Here is a 16,024-nt window from a genome sequence, read left to right as displayed (position 1 = left end):
ACCGCCATGCATGAGCACCACGACGCCGTCGTCGGCGAGATGAACGAGGAGGCCGGCGAGCCCAGCGAGAGCAGGTGCCCGGTCGTCCACGGACGCGCCCCGCACCCGACCCAGGGCGGTGGGAACCGCGGCTGGTGGCCGGACCGGCTGAACCTGAAGATCCTCGCCAAGAACCCCGCCGTGGCGAACCCCTTCGGCGACGACTTCGACTACGCCGCGGCGTTCACGAGCCTCGACCTGGCGGCGGTGAAGCAGGACATCTCCGAGGTCCTCACCACCTCCCAGGACTGGTGGCCGGCCGACTTCGGTCACTACGGCCCGTTCATGATCCGGATGGCCTGGCACAGCGCCGGCACCTACCGGATCAACGACGGCCGTGGGGGCGCCGGTGCCGGCCAGCAGCGCTTCGCGCCGCTCAACAGCTGGCCCGACAACGGCAACCTCGACAAGGCCCGTCGCCTGCTGTGGCCGGTGAAGAAGAAGTACGGCAAGAGCCTCTCCTGGGCCGACCTGATGGTGCTGACCGGCAACGTGGCGCTGGAGTCCATGGGCTTCGAGACCTTCGGCTTCGCCGGAGGCCGTGAGGACGTCTGGGAGCCCGACGAGGACGTCTACTGGGGTCCGGAGACCGAGTGGCTCGGCGACGAGCGCTACAGCGGCGACCGCGACCTGGAGAACCCCCTCGCCGCCGTCCAGATGGGGCTGATCTACGTCAACCCCGAGGGCCCCAACGGCAACCCCGACCCGGTCGCCGCGGCCCGCGACATCCGCGAGACGTTCGCCCGGATGGCCATGAACGACGAGGAGACCGTCGCGCTGATCGCCGGCGGCCACACGTTCGGCAAGACCCACGGCGCGGCCGACCCCGAGGAGTACGTCGGCAACGAGCCGGAGGGTGCCCCCCTGGAGGAGATGGGCCTGGGCTGGAAGAACTCGTTCGGCACCGGCAAGGGCGAGGACGCGATCACCAGCGGCCTCGAGGTCACCTGGACCACCACGCCGACGCGGTGGAGCAACGACTTCTTCGACCACCTCTTCGGCTACGAGTGGGAGCTGACCAAGAGCCCCGCCGGCGCCCACCAGTGGCAGCCGAAGGACGGCGCCGGTGCGGGCACCGTCCCGGGCCCCGGCCCGGACTCCGCCGCGCGGGTGCCGACGATGCTCACCACCGACCTGTCGCTGCGGTTCGACCCGATCTACGGGCCGATCTCGAAGCGCTTCCATGAGAACCCGGCGGAGTTCGCGGACGCCTTCGCCCGCGCCTGGTTCAAGCTGACGCACCGCGACATGGGCCCGATCGAGCGCTACCTCGGTCCCGAGGTGCCGCAGGAGACGCTGCTCTGGCAGGACCCGATCCCCGCGGTCACCCACGAGCTGATCGGCGCGGAGGACGTCGCCGACCTCAAGCGCCAGGTGCTGGACTCCGGGCTGTCCGTCTCCCAGCTGGTCTCCACCGCCTGGGCGTCGGCCTCGACGTTCCGAGGCAGTGACAAGCGGGGCGGCGCCAACGGCGCCCGGATCCGCCTCGAGCCGCAGAGCACCTGGGAGGTCAACGACCCCGACCAGCTGGCGACGGTGCTGCGCACCCTCGAGGGCGTCCGGGAGTCGTTCAACTCCGGGCAGTCCGGTGACAAGCAGGTGTCGCTGGCCGACCTGATCGTGCTGGCCGGCTGCGCCGGGGTCGAGCAGGCCGCGCGCGCCGCCGGTCACGAGGTCGAGGTGCCGTTCACCCCGGGTCGGGCCGACGCCTCGCAGGAGCAGACCGACGTCGAGTCGTTCGCCGCCCTCGAGCCGACGGTGGACGGGTTCCGCAACCACCTCGGCAAGGGCCAGCGACTCCCCGCGGAGTACCTCCTCCTCGACCGGGCGAACCTGCTCACGCTGAGCGCCCCGGAGATGACCGTCCTGGTGGGTGGTCTGCGGGTCCTGGGTGCCAACACCAAGCAGTCCTCGATGGGCGTGCTCACCCACAACCCCGGGTCGCTGACGAACGACTTCTTCGTCAACCTGCTCGACCTGGGCACGACCTGGAAGCCGACCGACGACACGCAGGAGACGTTCGAGGCCCGCGACGCCTCGGGCGAGGTGACGTGGACCGGCAGCCGGGTGGACCTCGTGTTCGGCTCGAACTCCGAGCTGCGCGCCCTCGCCGAGGTCTACGCCAGCGACGACGCGCAGGAGAAGTTCGTGCACGACTTCGTCGCTGCCTGGGCCCGGGTCATGGACCTGGACCGGTTCGATCTGTCCTGATCAGCACGACAGAGGGGCCCGGTCGCGCATAGCGGCCGGGCCCTTCCGCGCTCAGGCCGCCTCGTGCCCGCTCCCTCGTCCCCGGGCGAGGCGGTAGAGGCCGTGCCCGGCGAGCGCCACCAGCGCCCAGGTCCAGGGCGCCCACAGCACGCCGCCGATGCCGTCCCAGGCCGAGGACGACGGCACGGTCGCCGGCTCCGCCTCCCGGGCGGCCGCGGCGGCGTTGACCGCGAGGGCGCCCAGCACCGCGGCCGTGACACCTGTCGGCACCAGCAGCCACCGGGGCCCGGCGTGCGTCACGATCGCCGGGACCGCCAGGGCCAGGACGACCGCGGCGGCGCCGTACCCGCCCGAGGAGACGAGGTAGTCGTCGGCGTCGGCGGTCTCCCCGAAGAGCTGGAACCAGACGACGCCGTAGCCCACCACGACGCCGTTCAGGGCGGTGGCGAGGACCGCGCCGACCCAGACGGCGACGACCCAGAGACGACGAGCCCTCGTGCTGACCATGTCCACTCCCCCGACGTCGGTTCCCTGGGACCAAGCATCAGGCCTCCGCGGCGGGGAGGGCATCCGCACGCGTACTCAGGCCGGCGACCCCCACGGGGCTACTCGCCGAGGCCCTCCTCGATCTCCGCCAGCGCCCGGGCGAGGTCCACGGTCGGCGCCCAGCCCCAGCCGCGGGCCCGATCGGCCAGCAGGGCACCGGTCCACGCCGGCTCGTCGTCCCAGACCGGGTCGACGCCGACGGCCGCGGTGACCGTGCCGAAGTAGTCGCCCAGCGTGGCCGGCCCCGCGGCGACGTTGACGGCGGTGCACGCGCCGGGCACCGGCCCGCTGGCCGGGTCCGGGGCCGCCGCCACCCGCCCGGACGCGACCTCCGCGGCCAGCGCGGCGAGGTCGTCGACGTGGATCCACGGGAAGCTCTGCTCCGGCACGGCGTGCCGGGCGGCCTCGTCGTCGCGGACGGCGGCCGGCCGCAGGGTGTTCCAGATCGAGCTCGCGCCCGGGCCGAGGATCGCCGGCGGTCGCAGCAGGATCCGGGTGAGCCCGTCGACCTCGGCCAGCGCCGCGTCGGTGTCCCGCTTGGTCACCGGGTAGTCGCCGGCGTCGTCCCCGACCAGCGACGACGACTCGTCGACGTCACCGACCCCGGGTGAGCGGTCGTAGACCGCCGCAGTCGAGATGTGCACGAGGCGGTCGACCCCCGCGTCGCGCGCCGCCCGGGCGATCACCGGTGTGCCCTCGACCCCGATCCGGCGCTGGGTCCCGAGGTCCGAGCCCATCGGGTGCACGGTGGTGACGACCCCGCTGGCGCCGTCCACGACGGCGGCCGCGAAGGCCGGGTCGTCGAACTCACCGACATGCTCCTCGACGCCGTCGAGAGCGGGCGCGGTGCCCGGACGGCGTACGACGGCCCGCACGGTCGCGCCCCGCTCGACCAGCGCGGCGCAGGTGCGGGAGCCGACCAGGCCGTTGGCGCCGGTGACCACGACGACAGGAGAGGCAGCAGTGGTTTCGCTCATGCGGCCACCCTGCCACGCCCGCCCACAGCGGGTCGGCGTCTGCTTGGCTGGGGGCATGATCGAGATGGACCTGCGGTTGGTCCCCGACCCGGATGACGTCGACGGCACCCGGGTCCTGGTCCCGGCGTGGGCCGACGGCCTCGAGGTCGAGCTGCTCCTCGACACCGGTGCGGCCAGCACCACGCTGCCGCACCTGGACGAGCTGGCCTCGCTGCCCACGCGCCAAGAGGCGGGTGGGTACGGGGCCTCCGGGCAGCGGATCGACCGGGCGCTCGTGGTCGTCGACCGTTTCCGGGCCGGTCCGTTCGAGCGGGAGCGGCTGGAGGTGGCGCTGCTCCCGGCCGACAGCCCGGCCCCGCCCGTGCTCGGCATGGACCTGCTCGGGTCGCGCTGCTGCGAGTTCCGGATCTCCGAGCAGCGGCTGGTCGTGGACCCCGAGCACCCAGCCGCCGACCCGCTGCCGCTCCGTCGTCAGGTCGGGGGCCAGCCGCTGGTCGAGGTGCGGGTGGGCGCCACCACCACCTCGGCCGTCTGGGACACCGGGGCCAGCCTCACGGTCGTGGACAAGTCCTGGGCCCGCGCGCACCCGCACGCCGTGACGGCAGTGTCCGAGGCGAGCGAGGGCCGCGACGCCACCGGCGCCTCCGTCGCCTCGGCCACGAGCCTCCTCGCCGACTGCCGGATCGGCGACACGACGTTCCCTGAGTCGCGGTGCGCCGTCGTGGACCTCGGGCCGCTGAACGCCCGGCTGGCGGAGCCGATCGAGGTGATCCTGGGCCTCTCCGTCATCGGGCAGGCGACCTGGTGGATGGACTTCCCCGAGAACCGGTGGAGCGTGTCCCGCCCATGACCGGCACGGGGCACGAGGCGCCCTGGCCGGCCGGCGCGGCGTACGTCGACGGGGCGTTCTGCCCGATCGAGGACGCCAGGATCTCGGTGCTCGACCTGGGCCTGACCCGCTCGGACGGCACCTACGACGTCGTCCACGTCCGGCGGGGCCGCTTCTACCGGCTCGGCGACCACCTCGACCGGTTCCTCGCCGGGATGAGCGCGCTCCGGCTCGACCCCGGCGTCTCCCGCACGGAGCTGGAGCGGATCCTGCACGAGTGCGTCGCCCGCACCGGCCTCGAGGACGCCTACGTGTCGATGACCTGCACCCGGGGGCGGCTGCCGGCCGGCAGCCGCGACCTGCGTACGGCCCGGCACACGTTCTACTGCTTCGCGGTGCCGTTCGTCTGGATCCACACCCCGGAGCAGCAGGAGCGCGGCGCGAGCCTGTGGATCAGCTCCACCCCTCGGATCCCTCCGGAGAGCATCGATCCGCGCGTGAAGAACTACCACTGGCTGGACCTCGACCGGGCGCAGCTGGACGCCTACGACCACGGGGCCGAGCTGGTGGTCCTGCGGGACGCCGCCGGGTCGATCACCGAGGGCCCCGGCTACAACGTCTTCGGCCACTGGGACGGCGCGTGGCACACCCCTGCCGAGGGCGTGCTGGCCGGCATCACCCGCCGCTCGGTCATCGAGCTGGCCGAGGAGGGCGGCGGGCGGGTCGAGCAGGGGCCGGTCAGCGCCGAAAGGCTGCGGGACGCCTCCGAGGTGCTGGTCACCTCCACCGCCGGTGGCGTCATGCCGGTGACCACCGTCGACGGACGCCCGGTCGGCTCCGGCGAGCCGGGACCGATGACGGTCGACCTGCGGCGCAGGTACTGGGCACGCCACGACGACCCCGCCTGGACGACGCCCGTGCGCCGCCCCGCGCCGTAACCGGCTGCGGCGGACCGATGCCCCACGGCGTGCCACAGCCACGTGGCGACGGTGTCGCGTGGAAGGATCGACGGCGATGGACGAGATGGCGTGCGACAACTGCGGGGCGACGATGCGCTGGGAGACCTCGCACTCCCGGTGCGACCGGTGCGGCCACATCCGCCCGTGCTGCGAGGGCGCGCCGGTGACGGCGAGCTGCGTCGTCCCGTCCGCCGAGTAGCGGCGGGCCCCCTGCGGGAAATCGGTTGAGGGTCCGACCCGCGGGCGGTTGGGTGGAGCCATGACAGACAACCCGGTCCGCGTCGGACGCGCGAGCGACCCGCAGCGCTACGTCGCCACCGACCAGACCGTGTGGTTCGCCGAGGTCCCGGACGCGAGCCCCGAGCAGCTGCTCGTGGGCCTGGCCGAGGAGCACCGGTACGCCGCGGAGGTCGACGGCGCCGACCCGGGCACCTACCCGGGCGTCTACGGCGTCTTCCCCCTGCGTCTGGCGGTCCCCGGCCCCGGAGCGGCGGCCCGGCAGGTGCCGTGCGCCGGTCTGACCTGGGTCGGGGTGCATCCCGACCACCGCCGGAAGGGGGTGCTCACTGCCATGCTGCGGCACCACCTCGAGCAGGTCCACGAGGAGGAGGGCACCCACGTGTCGGCGCTGCATGCCAGTGAACCGGCGATCTACGGGCGGTACGGCTACGGCCTCGCCTCCCTCGAGCTCGAGGTGACCCTGAGCCGCGGCGCCACGCTCACCGCACCTCACCTCGACGCCGCGGCCGGGGCCGTGACCACCCAGTTCGCGACGATCTCCGACGCCGACGTGCCGGAGCGGATGCACGCCTGCCACCTCGCCCAGGCGGAGCCCGGCGCGGTGGTCGGGGACGCCGGCTACTACGCCCGGATTTGCACGCAGCTCCCGGAGGAGCTGCGCGACAAGGAGTCGTGGCGGGTGCTGTTCGCCCGCCAGGACGGCGCGGACGTCGGGTTCGCGATGTTCCGCCGCGCGCACAAGTGGGAGCGCGGCCGCACCGCGGGAGAGCTCACCGTGTGGGCGGTGGTCGGCGACCCCGCGGCGCGGTTGGCGCTGCTGCGCCGGCTCGTCGACTTCGACCTCATGGGGACCGTCAAGATCGGCACGGTCGGTGTCGACGACCCGCTGCTGCACTGGGCGGGCGGGCCGCGCGCGACGGCCGACATCGCGACGTACGACAGCCTGTGGGTGCGACTGGTGGACCTGCCCGAGGCGCTCCAGGCGCGGGCGTGGAGCGCGCCGTGCGACGTCGTGGTCGAGGTGGCGGACACCGCCGCGCCCTGGAACGCCGGGACCTGGCGGATCCGGGCCGACGGCGCCGGTCAGGCCACCGTCGAGCGCACGACGGCCGAGGCCGAGGTGGCCCTGCCCGTGGAGGCGCTGGGTGCGGCGTACCTCGGTGGCAGCAGCCTGGTCGCGCTGCTCCGCGCCGGGCAGCTCACCGAGCGCCGGACGGGTGCGGTCGCCGAGCTCTGGCGGGGCCTGCGCACCGACGTCGCGCCGACGGCGGCGGTCGGCTTCTGAGCATCCGCTCCGGGGCGCGACTCAGGAACGGTGCGCGAGGACGTTGAGGACGTTGCCTGCGGCGTCACGGAGGAAGAAGCGGCGCACGCCCCACTCCTCGTCCTGCAGCTCGTGCACGATCTCGAAGCCCTCGGCGAGGGCGGCGTCGTAGGCCGCGTCGACGTCGTCCACCTCGATCGAGACCGCGGGATTGACCGGCGCGGTCCGGTCGGTGGTCATGAGGCTCACCTGCCGTTGCCCGCTCCCGTCGGCGAGCGTGACCACCCAGCCGAGGTCCATCACCTCGACCAGTCCCAGCACCTCGGCGTATCGCGTGCGCTCTGCGTCGATGTCCCCGACGGTGAGGATCGGGACGACGCGTCTCGTCTCGGTCATGGTTCCAGTGGAACCGACACCGCCGCTCGCATCAACCCCCGGTGGTTGAGCCCGCGAGTCCAGGGCCGTCGGCGGTTGAGCCGCGAGCGCTGCGCCCTCGGCGGTTGAGCCGCGAGCGCCAGCGAGCGAGTCGAAACCCCGCACCATGCAGAACTACGTGCAGCACCCCGGCTCCGAGCCCGGTCGCGGCCCTTCCGGCCGCCGGCTGTGCGTCGTTCTGGACAGCGCACAGGCGGGGGTGGCGGGGGTGGTTTCGAGACGCTCGCTGGCGCTCGCTCCTCAACCGGCGGGGAGCCGGCGGTGGTGGGCGGGGGTGGTTTCGAGACGCTCGCTGGCGCTCGCTCCTCAACCAACCGAGGGGAGGCGCGTCAGGAGTCGAGCAGCAGGCGCCAGGAGCGCACGTGGCCGGCGTCGACGTAGGCCTTGTCGGTGCCACCGGGTCGTACCTGCGAGCCGACGTGCACCTGTCGGACGCCGGCCCGGGCCAGCCACGGCACGTGCTCGGGCACCAGCCCGCCGCCGGGGAGCATCAGCGCAGCCGCGGCCGGGTCCGACTGCGCGAGCGCCAGCAGGTCGTCGTACCCGACGGCCAGCCCCCGCGGCGAGCCGGCGGTGAGCACCGCGTCCAGCCCGGGCAGCGTGCGCAAACGCCGCCACGCGCGGCTCGGCTCGAGACAGAGGTCGACGACGTCGTGGAAGGTCCACGGCACCTCTGGCAGTGCCTCGGCCAGGGCCGTGGAGGTCTCCACGTCGACCTCCAGGTCGGGGTCGAGGAAGCCGAAGGCGACCCCCTCCGCGCCGAGGGCGAGATACTCCTCGGCGAGCCCGACCAGGCGCCCGAACTCGCCGCCGGTCGTGGTCGGGCCGTCGTTGAGCCGGAGCATCACCCGCACCGGGGCGGCGCTCTCGCGCAGCACCGCCGAGGCCACCGCCAGGTCGGGTGAGAGGCCCGCCTGCGTGCTCAACAGCAGTCGGTCCGCCCCGCCCTCGACGGCTCCGGGGACGTCGCGCTGGTGCTGGACCCGCACCTCGAGCAGCACGCGCACCTCAGGCATCCCGTCCGGCCCTGGCCCGCAGCACGGCGTACGTCGTGGTCGCGACCGAGGCGGACAGCACCATCCCCCAGGCCAAGTCGATCGGGACCAGGGCCACCGGGAAGTCGCGGAGCACGGCCAGGCTGGTCAGGTCCCACGTCGCATACGTCACCAGGCCGAAGAAGGCGCCGCTCCCCGCCGCCCGGCGCCAGGAGGCCGCCGCCAGCGCGGGCTGCACCACGAAGAAGACCAGGCCGGCGACGAAGATGGCGTAGAAGACGACAGCGGCGGCCACGTTGGGGGACGGCGCGAGCAGGTCTCCGAGCTGGTCCTCGTAGAGCGCCTGGGCCACGAAGGCCAGCCAGACGAAGTCGATGAGGACGAAGGCCACGGCCGCCACGACGTACTGCACCAGCCAGGAGACCTTCATGGGGTCAGTAAACCGCCCGCGCGGCGCTGGGCCGGGAGCGACGTGCCCGTACGCCGACTACTCGCCGGCGAACTGCACCCAGAGCGTGAACCGGTCCGCGCGGAAGGTGGACCGGGAGACCTCCACGGCCTTCTCGTGGCAGAAGGCGCGCCGGGCCACCCGCAGCACCGAGCTCCCCGGGGCGATCTCGAGCAGCCCCGCCTCCTCGACGGTGGCGACGTCCGCCTGGATCGAGTCCTCGGCCCAGGTCGGGCGCAGGCCGCGCCGCTCCAGAGCGTCGTAGAGGCTGGTGGGCATCCCGCTCTGCAGGAAGCCGGGGATCAGCACCTCGGAGAGGTAGGCGTCCTCGACGCACATGGGTACGGCGTCCGCCCGACGCAGCCGCTTCCAGTGGATGACCGCGTCGCCCTCGGTCAGCTCGAGCGCCCGGGCCACCCCGGGGCCGGCCTTCTCGCGGCGCGCGATCAGGGTCTGGGACTCGGCGAGCAGGCCCCGGACGCTCATCTCCTCGGTGTAGCCGCGGAGCTGGCCGACGGCGCCGAGCCGCTCGCGCACGAACGTCCCCCGGCCCGGGATGCGCTCGAGCAGGCCCTCGGACACGAGCGCGTCCATCGCCTGGCGGACCGTCATCCGGGCCACGCCGAAGCGGGCCACCAGCTCCCGCTCGGAGGGTGCCGCGGTGCCGGCCGGCGAGTCCCCGACGAGCCCGCGCACGTACTCCCGCACCTGGACGTGCTTCAGCTGGGCACGTCGGGCGGCTGTCTCGGTGTCGGTCAGGCTCACGCCCGGAGTGTAGGCATGGTCTGGACCATCCTCGGGCGGCTCTGAGACCAAGATGGCCCGATCGGACTAGGGATCCGAACTACTCGGTGGCGATGGCGCGTAGCACGTCCAGACGCCCCGCCCGGCGCGCCGGGAAGACCGCGGCCAGCACGCCCACGAGCAGCGAGACGACCAGGAACGCGGCGAGCTGACCCCACGGCACCGCGATCACCTCGAGCCCCTCGGACTCGAGGTCCTTCATCAGCACCACGCCGAAGACCAGTCCCAGGCCGGTGCCCAGCAGCGCCCCGAGAACGGCGATCACGACCGACTCCAGGCGGATCATCGTCCGCAGCTGGCGGCGGGACAGGCCGATCGCCCGCAGCAGCCCGATCTCGCGGGTGCGCTCGATGACGCTCAGCGCCAGGGTGTTGACGATGCCCAGGACGGCGATCACCAGCGCGAGCGCGAGCAGCCCGTAGATCAGCGTGAGCAGCTGGTCGATCGGACCGCGCTGCTCCTCCGCGAGCCCCTCCTGGTCCTTGACCGAGACCAGGGTGTTGCCGGCGACGATGTCCTCCATCGCCGCCCGGGCCGCCTCGCGGTCGGAGCCCGCCGCCACGTCGACGAACAGGAAGTTGTCCGACGGCTGGAAGCCCGCGTCCGCGAACGCCTCCAGGGTGACCACCAGCGGGAACGACAGGACCGGGTTCTCGGCGAAGATGCCCGCGACGGTGAACGTGCTGTCGCCGCCGATCGCCTGCACCTCGAGCCGGTCGCCCACGCCGACGCCGCGGTCCTCGGCCACGTCCTCGGCGATCACGACCGAGCTCGCGTCGAGCTCCGCCAGCGAGCCCTCGACCATCTCGATCTGGGCGGTCTCGGCGAGGGAGGCCGGGTCGGTGCCGAGCAGCCCCTCGCGCTCGCCGTCCACCTCGACCGGCCCGAACCGCAGCCGGGTCACCGAGTCGACGCCGGCGACGTCCTCCTCGATCCGGTCGGCGACGGACGGGGAGAACGGGACGCCGAAGACGTTGGAGACGACGAAGTCCCCGACGAAGTTCTCCTCGACCGCGGCGTCGACGCTGGCCTTCGCCGAGGAGCCGACGATCGCCATCGTCACGCACAGCGTCAGGCCGATCATCAGCGCGGAGGCGGTGGCGGCGGTACGCCGGGGGTTGCGGCGCGAGTTCTGCCCGGCGAGGGTACCCACGGCGCCGAACCCGCGGGCGTAGCCGCTGCTGGTCCCGGCGAGGAACGGCCGGGCCAGCACCGGGCTGGCCGCGGCGACACCGAGCAGCACCGCCAGCGTGCCGCCGCCGAGCACGTAGCCGGCCCGGGGCACGCTCCCGAAGAGCGCCAGCCCGATCCCGACCGCGCCGGCCGCAACGAGGGCCAGGCCCACGAGGAACCGGCGGTGCAGGGTGTCCTCGGGCAGTGCCACGTCGTCGCGCAGGGCGGCGACCGGCGCGATCCGCGACGTACGCCTCGCCGGCACCCACGCGGCCAGCACGGTCACCACCACCCCGACGGCGTACGCCGCCAGCACGGTCCGCGGCTCGAACACCATCGCGGTGCCGGAGATGTCCAGCCCGAACTGGCCGAACGCCGCCCGGATGCCGAGGAACAGCAGCACGCCGAGGCCCAGGCCGAGGGTGGAGCCGACCAGGCCGACGACCGTCGCCTCGATCAGCACCATCCGCCTGACCTGGCGGCGGGAGGCCCCGAGCGCCCGCAGCAGCGCGAGCTCGCGGCTGCGCTGGGCGACCAGGATCGAGAACGTGTTGACGATCAGGAAGGAGCCGACCACCAAGGAGATCGCGGCGAAGATCAGCAGGAAGGTGGTGATGAACGAGATCGCGGTCAGCAGCTGGCTGGCGGACTCGTCGGCCGCCTCGTCGCCGGTGACCGCCTCCACTCCCTCGGGCAGCACCTCGGCGACCCGGTCCCGCAGGACCTCCTGGCTGACGCCGTCGGCGGCGGTCACCCAGTAGCTGTTGAAGGCGTCCTGGCCGCCGAGGAAGAGGTCCTGGGCGGCGCCGGTCTCGAAGATCGCGAGGGTGGCGCCGTTGAGCGAGCCGCCGTCCCCGAAGTCGGCGGTGCCGACCAGGGTGGGGCTGAGCTCGGCCTGTTGGAACGCGGTCACCAGCGACACGTCGTCGCCGAGGTCGTAGCCGGACTTCTCCGCGGTCTTCGCGTCCAGCACCACCTCGCCGGGGCCCTCGGGCTCGCGGCCCTCGGTGATCACGAGGCTGGTCAGGCCGTTGCCGGCCGGGGCGTCGGTCCAGTTGCCGGCCAGGGCCGGCGGGCCGGCACCGCCGATGGGCTTGCCGTCGGCGTCGATGACGAAGACTCCGAACGCCTCGACGTTCCCGTCCGCCCGGGCGGCGCCCTCCACGGCGGCCAGGTCCTGGGTCAGCGTGGCGGGGATGGTGACCGTCGAGGGCCCGCCCTCGCCGACCGGGCCGCCCTCGGGCCGGACGACGACGTCGCCGACCGAGCTGGCGAAGATCGCGGTGAAGCTGCGGCTGAGGGTGTCGCTGAAGATCAGGGTGCCGGCCACGAAGCCGACCCCGAGCACGATGGCGAAGGTGCTCATGAGCAGGCGGAGCTTGCGGCCCAGCAGGCTGCGCAGGGCGGCGCGGAACATCAGGCGACCTCGCCCGGCCGGGCCGAGGCGCGCGCCATGACCTCGAGCACCTGCTCACGGTCCGGGGAGCGGAGCTCGTCGACGACGCGGCCGTCGGCGAGGAAGACCACCCGGTCGGTCCAGGCGGCGGCCACCGGGTCGTGGGTGACCATGACGATCGTCTGGCCGTGCTCGTCGGCGCTGCGGCGCAGCAACGAGAGCACCTCGGCGCCCGAGTGCGAGTCGAGGTTGCCGGTCGGCTCGTCGGCGAAGACGATCCGCGGCCGGCTGACCAGCGCCCGGGCCACCGCCACCCGCTGCTGCTGCCCACCGGAGAGCTCGCTCGGCTTGTGGGTGAGCCGGTCGCCGAGCTCGACGGTGTCGATGACCGAGCGATACCACTCCGGGTCCGGCTTGCGGCCGGCGATCGCGAGCGGGAGGAGGATGTTCTCCTCGGCGGTCAGTGTCGGGACCAGGTTGAACGACTGGAAGACGAAGCCGATCTGGTCGCGGCGGAGCCGGGTCAGCTCCTTGTCCTTCATCCCGGTCAGGTCCTGGTCGCCGAGGAAGACGGCGCCACTGTCGTAGGTCTCCAGCGCGGCACAGCAGTGCATCAGCGTGGACTTGCCGGACCCGCTCGGGCCCATCACGGCCGTGAACTCGCCGTCGCCCAGCTCGAGGGTGATCCCGTCCAGGGCCCGGACCAGCGCCTCCCCCGCGCCGTACGTCTTGGTCAGCCCCTCCACGCGCGCCGCCGGCGCCCCGCTCCCGTTGCTCATGGGGTCCAACCTAGGCCGCGGCGCCCCGCGCAGGGCACCGGATTCCCCTCCGTGGACCCCTGAGCCGGCCCCGAGGATCCCCCGAGGCCGGCGACCCGGGGCCGATTCATGTGCGGAGGGTCCGGGAGCACCAGCGGTTGCGTCTGTGTGGAGCAGGCGCTGACCTCTGGCGCGTCTAGACGTCCAACCTGGTCACGGTCTTCGTGACGTGCTCGCCGTCCTTGGCGAGGAACACGATCTCGCCGAACTCGAGGTGCGACCAGCCGTCGTCGCCGTCCGTCAGGGGCTCGGAGGCGAAGATGGCAGCCGTCGCCTCGTCCTCGGTGCACACCTCGAAGTCGTAGGACGTCTCGTCGTGCTGGAAGTTGCGACCCATCAGCAGGTACATCGGCTCCAGGAGCATCGAGAGCGCGAAGTCGCTCGTGCCCGGACCGGACTCTCGAAGCTCCTTCCAGTCCCCGATCGGGTCGGTCTCGCCCTCGTGACCGAGACCGACGTTGACCCCGATGATGCGGTTCGGCGACACCAGGGCCAGCTTCAGCTTGGTCAGGGCAGCCAGGTCGAGATCCCTCATCGCCTGGGCGATGAGCCTCAACACCGTCTCGATCGCACGTTGGACGTCCTCGTCGCTGTCGCTCTCGATCAGGGAGAGCAGCAGCACGTAGAGGAACTCCGTGTCGGTCGTGCCCCGCATCTGCTTGAGGTACCGGTCCTCGCAGTGCTGCAACAGCTCCCTCTGCAGGAGTTGCCAGTTCGGCAGGTCACCGTTCTGCGCGATGATCCAAGGGGTCTCCTCGAAGGAGAACGGGTGGCAGTTCTCGTCGGCCAAGACGGTCTTCGAGTTGTAGGCGGCTGCTCGTACATGAGCGAGCATCGTGCTGGCCTGGAGGCTCGGAATGATGCGATCGGCGTTGTCGTCGTAGAAGGCAGCCATGGGCCGGCGGTAGACGAAGGGCTCCTCCGCTCTGAGCAGATGCTCGCCCCACGCCCCGAACCCCCACCCTGCCAGTTGGAGCTCCGGGTGACGCTCCGGGTCGAGCGACTGGTTGATGAGACTGTTCGCCGGCTTGAGCAGCAGGCTCTCCAGCGGTGTCTCCGGCCCGATGTAGGCGAGCACTCGGCACATACGTTTCCTTCGCTGACGGGTCGATGTGTAGCGATCAGTTCGACGTCGGTGCTGTGCCCTGGAGGAGGTTGGGTGACCTTGAGGAATCCGACCGGCACCACCACGAGCGTCTCCAGCCTATGGCCCGGGCCGCGCTGCGGTCGGCGTGGCGCGGTTCCAGCCCCCGAGTACGGCGTCAGTGGAGGCTTCGAGCACCCGCACGATCGCGCCGCTCGTGGACGCGCGGACCTCCGGTGCGAGGACGTGGGCGTACCACCAGCCTGCGGGTGCAGTTCGCGCACCGATGAGTTCCCGTGGCGGGCGCGGTCGACACATGGGAGACCGACACAGCTGGTGGAAGGCTGAGACCGTGCGCAGACTGATCTACTCCATGAACGTGACCCTGGACGGCTACATCGCCGCGCCCGGCGACGACATCGGCTGGGGCGTGCCCAGCGCCGAGCTGCACCAGTGGTTCAACGACCGAGCCCGCGGGATCGGTGTCTCGCTGTACGGCCGCAAGCTGTGGGAGGTGATGAGCGCGCACTGGCCGACCGCCGACCAGAAGCCGGGCACGGCGCCCGTCGAGGTCGAGTTCGCCCGCATCTGGCAGAGGACGCCGAAGGTGGTGTTCTCCACGACCCTCGACGAGGTCAGCGGGAACGCGCGTCTGGTCACCGACGACGCCGTCGCCGAGATCACCCGACTGAAGGCCGAGGACGGCGCACCGATGGAGATCGGCGGCGCCACACTCGCGGGCGCGGCGATGCGCGCCGGCCTGATCGACGAGTTCCAGGTGGTCACGCACCCGGTGCTGGTCGGCGGCGGCACGCCGTTCTTCAGCACGCTGGACTCCTGGGTGAACCTGAGCCTCGTGGAGACGAGAACGTTTCCCGACGACGTGACCCTCTCCCGCTACGAACCCCGACGCTGACCGCGCCGAGGACATCGGGTCGTGTGCCTGAGAGCGCGCCATAGCCCGGTGTCAGGCACACGACCCGAGCTGCGAGCCTGCTGACCGGCGACACACCACGGCACCGTCTAGGGTGACCGGATGCCGGCGACCCGAGGACGAGACGTCCTCGGAGCCACCAGGGCTCGGGCCACGCGCTGGGGAGCGCTGGCGCTGCTCGTGCGGCCGGCCTACATCGCCACCGAGTTCGTGGTTGCCGCGGCAACGGTCGGCGGCTACGACTTCGTCGTCGATTCGGTGAGTCGGCTCGGGGAGGTCGGGTGCTCGGCGGCGTACTGCTCGCCGCGCCACGAGCTCATGAACGGCTCCTTCATGGGCTTCGGCTTCCTGCTGGTCGGCGGGGCGGTGCTGCTGTCGCGGTCGCTGGGGCCGTGGGTGACGGGGCTGCTCGTGATCTCCGGGCTCAGCTCGATCGCCACGGGCCTGGCCCCGCTCGACCAGAACGCCACGCTGCATGCGATCGCCGCAGCCCCGCTGTTCGTGGCGCAGCCGGTCGCGCTGATCGTGCTCGGAGCACGGTTGCGGGAGGACCAACCGGCCCTGGCCAGGGCACTCCTCGCGACCGGAGCGGTCACCGCTGCGGCGGCCGTGTCGTTCGTGCTCTCCGGTGACGGATCCGCCTCGGGTGCCCTCGAGCGCCTGGCGCTGTGGCCGGTGCTGGTGGGGCTGGCCGCCTTCGCATGGACGCGACTCGCCGGCACGGCGCCCGGTCGACGTACCCACTAGCCGGCCCCGGCCCACCCCGGCCATGAAAACTCCTGGGGCGGTGACTGCTTGTCTCGCGAGGCCGATCGGGTGAACAGTGGGCTGACACTCTTCGGACCGTCGGGCTAGGGAGCAGGGGCCGTCAC

The 16,024-nt window shown here is 72.6% G+C and carries 16 protein-coding genes; 7 read left to right on the top strand and 9 right to left on the bottom strand.

Annotation, left to right across the window (positions count from 1 at the left end; genetic code table 11):
* Positions 1-6 precede the first annotated feature (6 nt).
* On the top strand, positions 7-2,250 hold the full coding sequence (katG, locus tag IE331_RS02315) for a catalase/peroxidase HPI (protein WP_192140091.1): 2,244 nt from the start codon (positions 7-9) through the stop codon (positions 2,248-2,250).
* Between the two features lie 51 nt (positions 2,251-2,301).
* On the opposite strand, the gene IE331_RS02310 is transcribed toward katG, so the two are convergent.
* Together IE331_RS02310 and IE331_RS02305 are read right to left on the bottom strand one after the other, a co-directional pair.
* Positions 2,302-2,757 carry a hypothetical protein gene (locus tag IE331_RS02310; protein ID WP_192140089.1) on the bottom strand — a complete coding sequence of 152 codons (456 nt, stop codon included), beginning with the start codon at positions 2,755-2,757 and terminating at the stop codon, positions 2,302-2,304.
* A gap of 98 nt (positions 2,758-2,855) precedes the next feature.
* Positions 2,856-3,773 (bottom strand): NAD-dependent epimerase/dehydratase family protein, encoded by a 918-nt coding sequence (locus IE331_RS02305; RefSeq protein WP_192140087.1) that lies wholly within the window; start codon positions 3,771-3,773, stop codon positions 2,856-2,858.
* A gap of 55 nt (positions 3,774-3,828) precedes the next feature.
* Between IE331_RS02305 and IE331_RS02300 the strand changes: the two genes are divergently transcribed.
* The 4 genes from IE331_RS02300 (at position 3,829) to IE331_RS02285 (ending at position 7,086) form a co-directional block, all read left to right on the top strand.
* Positions 3,829-4,623 carry a retropepsin-like aspartic protease gene (locus tag IE331_RS02300; RefSeq protein ID WP_192140085.1) on the top strand — a complete coding sequence of 265 codons (795 nt, stop codon included), beginning with the start codon at positions 3,829-3,831 and terminating at the stop codon, positions 4,621-4,623.
* On the top strand, positions 4,620-5,540 hold the full coding sequence (locus IE331_RS02295) for an aminotransferase class IV (protein WP_192140084.1): 921 nt from the start codon (positions 4,620-4,622) through the stop codon (positions 5,538-5,540). Before IE331_RS02300 ends, IE331_RS02295 begins: the two co-directional genes overlap by 4 nt.
* Positions 5,541-5,616: 76 nt before the next feature.
* Positions 5,617-5,760, top strand: coding sequence for a hypothetical protein (locus IE331_RS02290; RefSeq protein WP_192140077.1), 144 nt, complete (start codon positions 5,617-5,619; stop codon positions 5,758-5,760).
* 60 nt (positions 5,761-5,820) lie between these two features.
* Positions 5,821-7,086: a GNAT family N-acetyltransferase gene (locus tag IE331_RS02285; RefSeq protein ID WP_192140076.1), complete on the top strand. Its 1,266-nt coding sequence runs from the start codon at positions 5,821-5,823 to the stop codon at positions 7,084-7,086.
* A gap of 21 nt (positions 7,087-7,107) precedes the next feature.
* On the opposite strand, the gene IE331_RS02280 is transcribed toward IE331_RS02285, so the two are convergent.
* The 7 genes from IE331_RS02280 to IE331_RS02250 form a co-directional block, all read right to left on the bottom strand.
* Positions 7,108-7,461, bottom strand: coding sequence for a VOC family protein (locus IE331_RS02280; protein ID WP_192140075.1), 354 nt, complete (start codon positions 7,459-7,461; stop codon positions 7,108-7,110).
* 368 nt (positions 7,462-7,829) lie between these two features.
* Positions 7,830-8,516 carry a copper homeostasis protein CutC gene (locus IE331_RS02275; protein ID WP_192140074.1) on the bottom strand — a complete coding sequence of 229 codons (687 nt, stop codon included), beginning with the start codon at positions 8,514-8,516 and terminating at the stop codon, positions 7,830-7,832.
* The gene (locus IE331_RS02270) at positions 8,509-8,925 is read right to left on the bottom strand and encodes a DUF2177 family protein (RefSeq protein ID WP_192140073.1); all 417 of its coding nucleotides are present in this window, start codon (positions 8,923-8,925) and stop codon (positions 8,509-8,511) included. The genes IE331_RS02275 and IE331_RS02270 overlap by 8 nt, the downstream gene beginning before the upstream one ends.
* Before the next feature lie 57 nt (positions 8,926-8,982).
* Positions 8,983-9,708 carry a GntR family transcriptional regulator gene (locus tag IE331_RS02265; protein WP_201930933.1) on the bottom strand — a complete coding sequence of 242 codons (726 nt, stop codon included), beginning with the start codon at positions 9,706-9,708 and terminating at the stop codon, positions 8,983-8,985.
* Between the two features lie 79 nt (positions 9,709-9,787).
* Positions 9,788-12,337 (bottom strand): ABC transporter permease, encoded by a 2,550-nt coding sequence (locus tag IE331_RS02260; RefSeq protein WP_192140071.1) that lies wholly within the window; start codon positions 12,335-12,337, stop codon positions 9,788-9,790.
* On the bottom strand, positions 12,337-13,095 hold the full coding sequence (locus tag IE331_RS02255; RefSeq protein ID WP_192140069.1) for an ABC transporter ATP-binding protein: 759 nt from the start codon (positions 13,093-13,095) through the stop codon (positions 12,337-12,339). The genes IE331_RS02260 and IE331_RS02255 overlap by 1 nt, the downstream gene beginning before the upstream one ends.
* A 175-nt stretch (positions 13,096-13,270) precedes the next feature.
* Positions 13,271-14,221, bottom strand: coding sequence for a class II glutamine amidotransferase (locus tag IE331_RS02250; protein WP_192140067.1), 951 nt, complete (start codon positions 14,219-14,221; stop codon positions 13,271-13,273).
* 349 nt (positions 14,222-14,570) lie between these two features.
* On the opposite strand from IE331_RS02250, the gene IE331_RS02245 reads away from it, so the two are divergent.
* The gene (locus IE331_RS02245; protein ID WP_192140065.1) at positions 14,571-15,134 is read left to right on the top strand and encodes a dihydrofolate reductase family protein; all 564 of its coding nucleotides are present in this window, start codon (positions 14,571-14,573) and stop codon (positions 15,132-15,134) included.
* Between the two features lie 120 nt (positions 15,135-15,254).
* Positions 15,255-15,899: a DUF998 domain-containing protein gene (locus IE331_RS02240; RefSeq protein ID WP_192140063.1), complete on the top strand. Its 645-nt coding sequence runs from the start codon at positions 15,255-15,257 to the stop codon at positions 15,897-15,899.
* Positions 15,900-16,024 lie beyond the last annotated feature (125 nt).

Origin of the sequence: Nocardioides donggukensis (genome assembly GCF_014842875.1) — a bacterium.
GTDB lineage: Bacteria > Actinomycetota > Actinomycetes > Propionibacteriales > Nocardioidaceae > Nocardioides > Nocardioides donggukensis.
Note: the sequence above shows the minus strand (reverse complement) of the source record. Positions and strands in the feature narration are given on the sequence as shown.

Coding starts and splice junctions, on each gene's coding strand:
- katG (WP_192140091.1), top strand. CDS start 7: ATGCATGAGCACCACGACGCCGTCGTCGGCGAGATGAACGAGGAGGCC.
- IE331_RS02310 (WP_192140089.1), bottom strand. CDS start 2,757: ATGGTCAGCACGAGGGCTCGTCGTCTCTGGGTCGTCGCCGTCTGGGTC.
- IE331_RS02305 (WP_192140087.1), bottom strand. CDS start 3,773: ATGAGCGAAACCACTGCTGCCTCTCCTGTCGTCGTGGTCACCGGCGCC.
- IE331_RS02300 (WP_192140085.1), top strand. CDS start 3,829: ATGATCGAGATGGACCTGCGGTTGGTCCCCGACCCGGATGACGTCGAC.
- IE331_RS02295 (WP_192140084.1), top strand. CDS start 4,620: ATGACCGGCACGGGGCACGAGGCGCCCTGGCCGGCCGGCGCGGCGTAC.
- IE331_RS02290 (WP_192140077.1), top strand. CDS start 5,617: ATGGACGAGATGGCGTGCGACAACTGCGGGGCGACGATGCGCTGGGAG.
- IE331_RS02285 (WP_192140076.1), top strand. CDS start 5,821: ATGACAGACAACCCGGTCCGCGTCGGACGCGCGAGCGACCCGCAGCGC.
- IE331_RS02280 (WP_192140075.1), bottom strand. CDS start 7,461: ATGACCGAGACGAGACGCGTCGTCCCGATCCTCACCGTCGGGGACATC.
- IE331_RS02275 (WP_192140074.1), bottom strand. CDS start 8,516: ATGCCTGAGGTGCGCGTGCTGCTCGAGGTGCGGGTCCAGCACCAGCGC.
- IE331_RS02270 (WP_192140073.1), bottom strand. CDS start 8,925: ATGAAGGTCTCCTGGCTGGTGCAGTACGTCGTGGCGGCCGTGGCCTTC.
- IE331_RS02260 (WP_192140071.1), bottom strand. CDS start 12,337: ATGTTCCGCGCCGCCCTGCGCAGCCTGCTGGGCCGCAAGCTCCGCCTG.
- IE331_RS02255 (WP_192140069.1), bottom strand. CDS start 13,095: ATGAGCAACGGGAGCGGGGCGCCGGCGGCGCGCGTGGAGGGGCTGACC.
- IE331_RS02250 (WP_192140067.1), bottom strand. CDS start 14,221: ATGTGCCGAGTGCTCGCCTACATCGGGCCGGAGACACCGCTGGAGAGC.
- IE331_RS02240 (WP_192140063.1), top strand. CDS start 15,255: ATGCCGGCGACCCGAGGACGAGACGTCCTCGGAGCCACCAGGGCTCGG.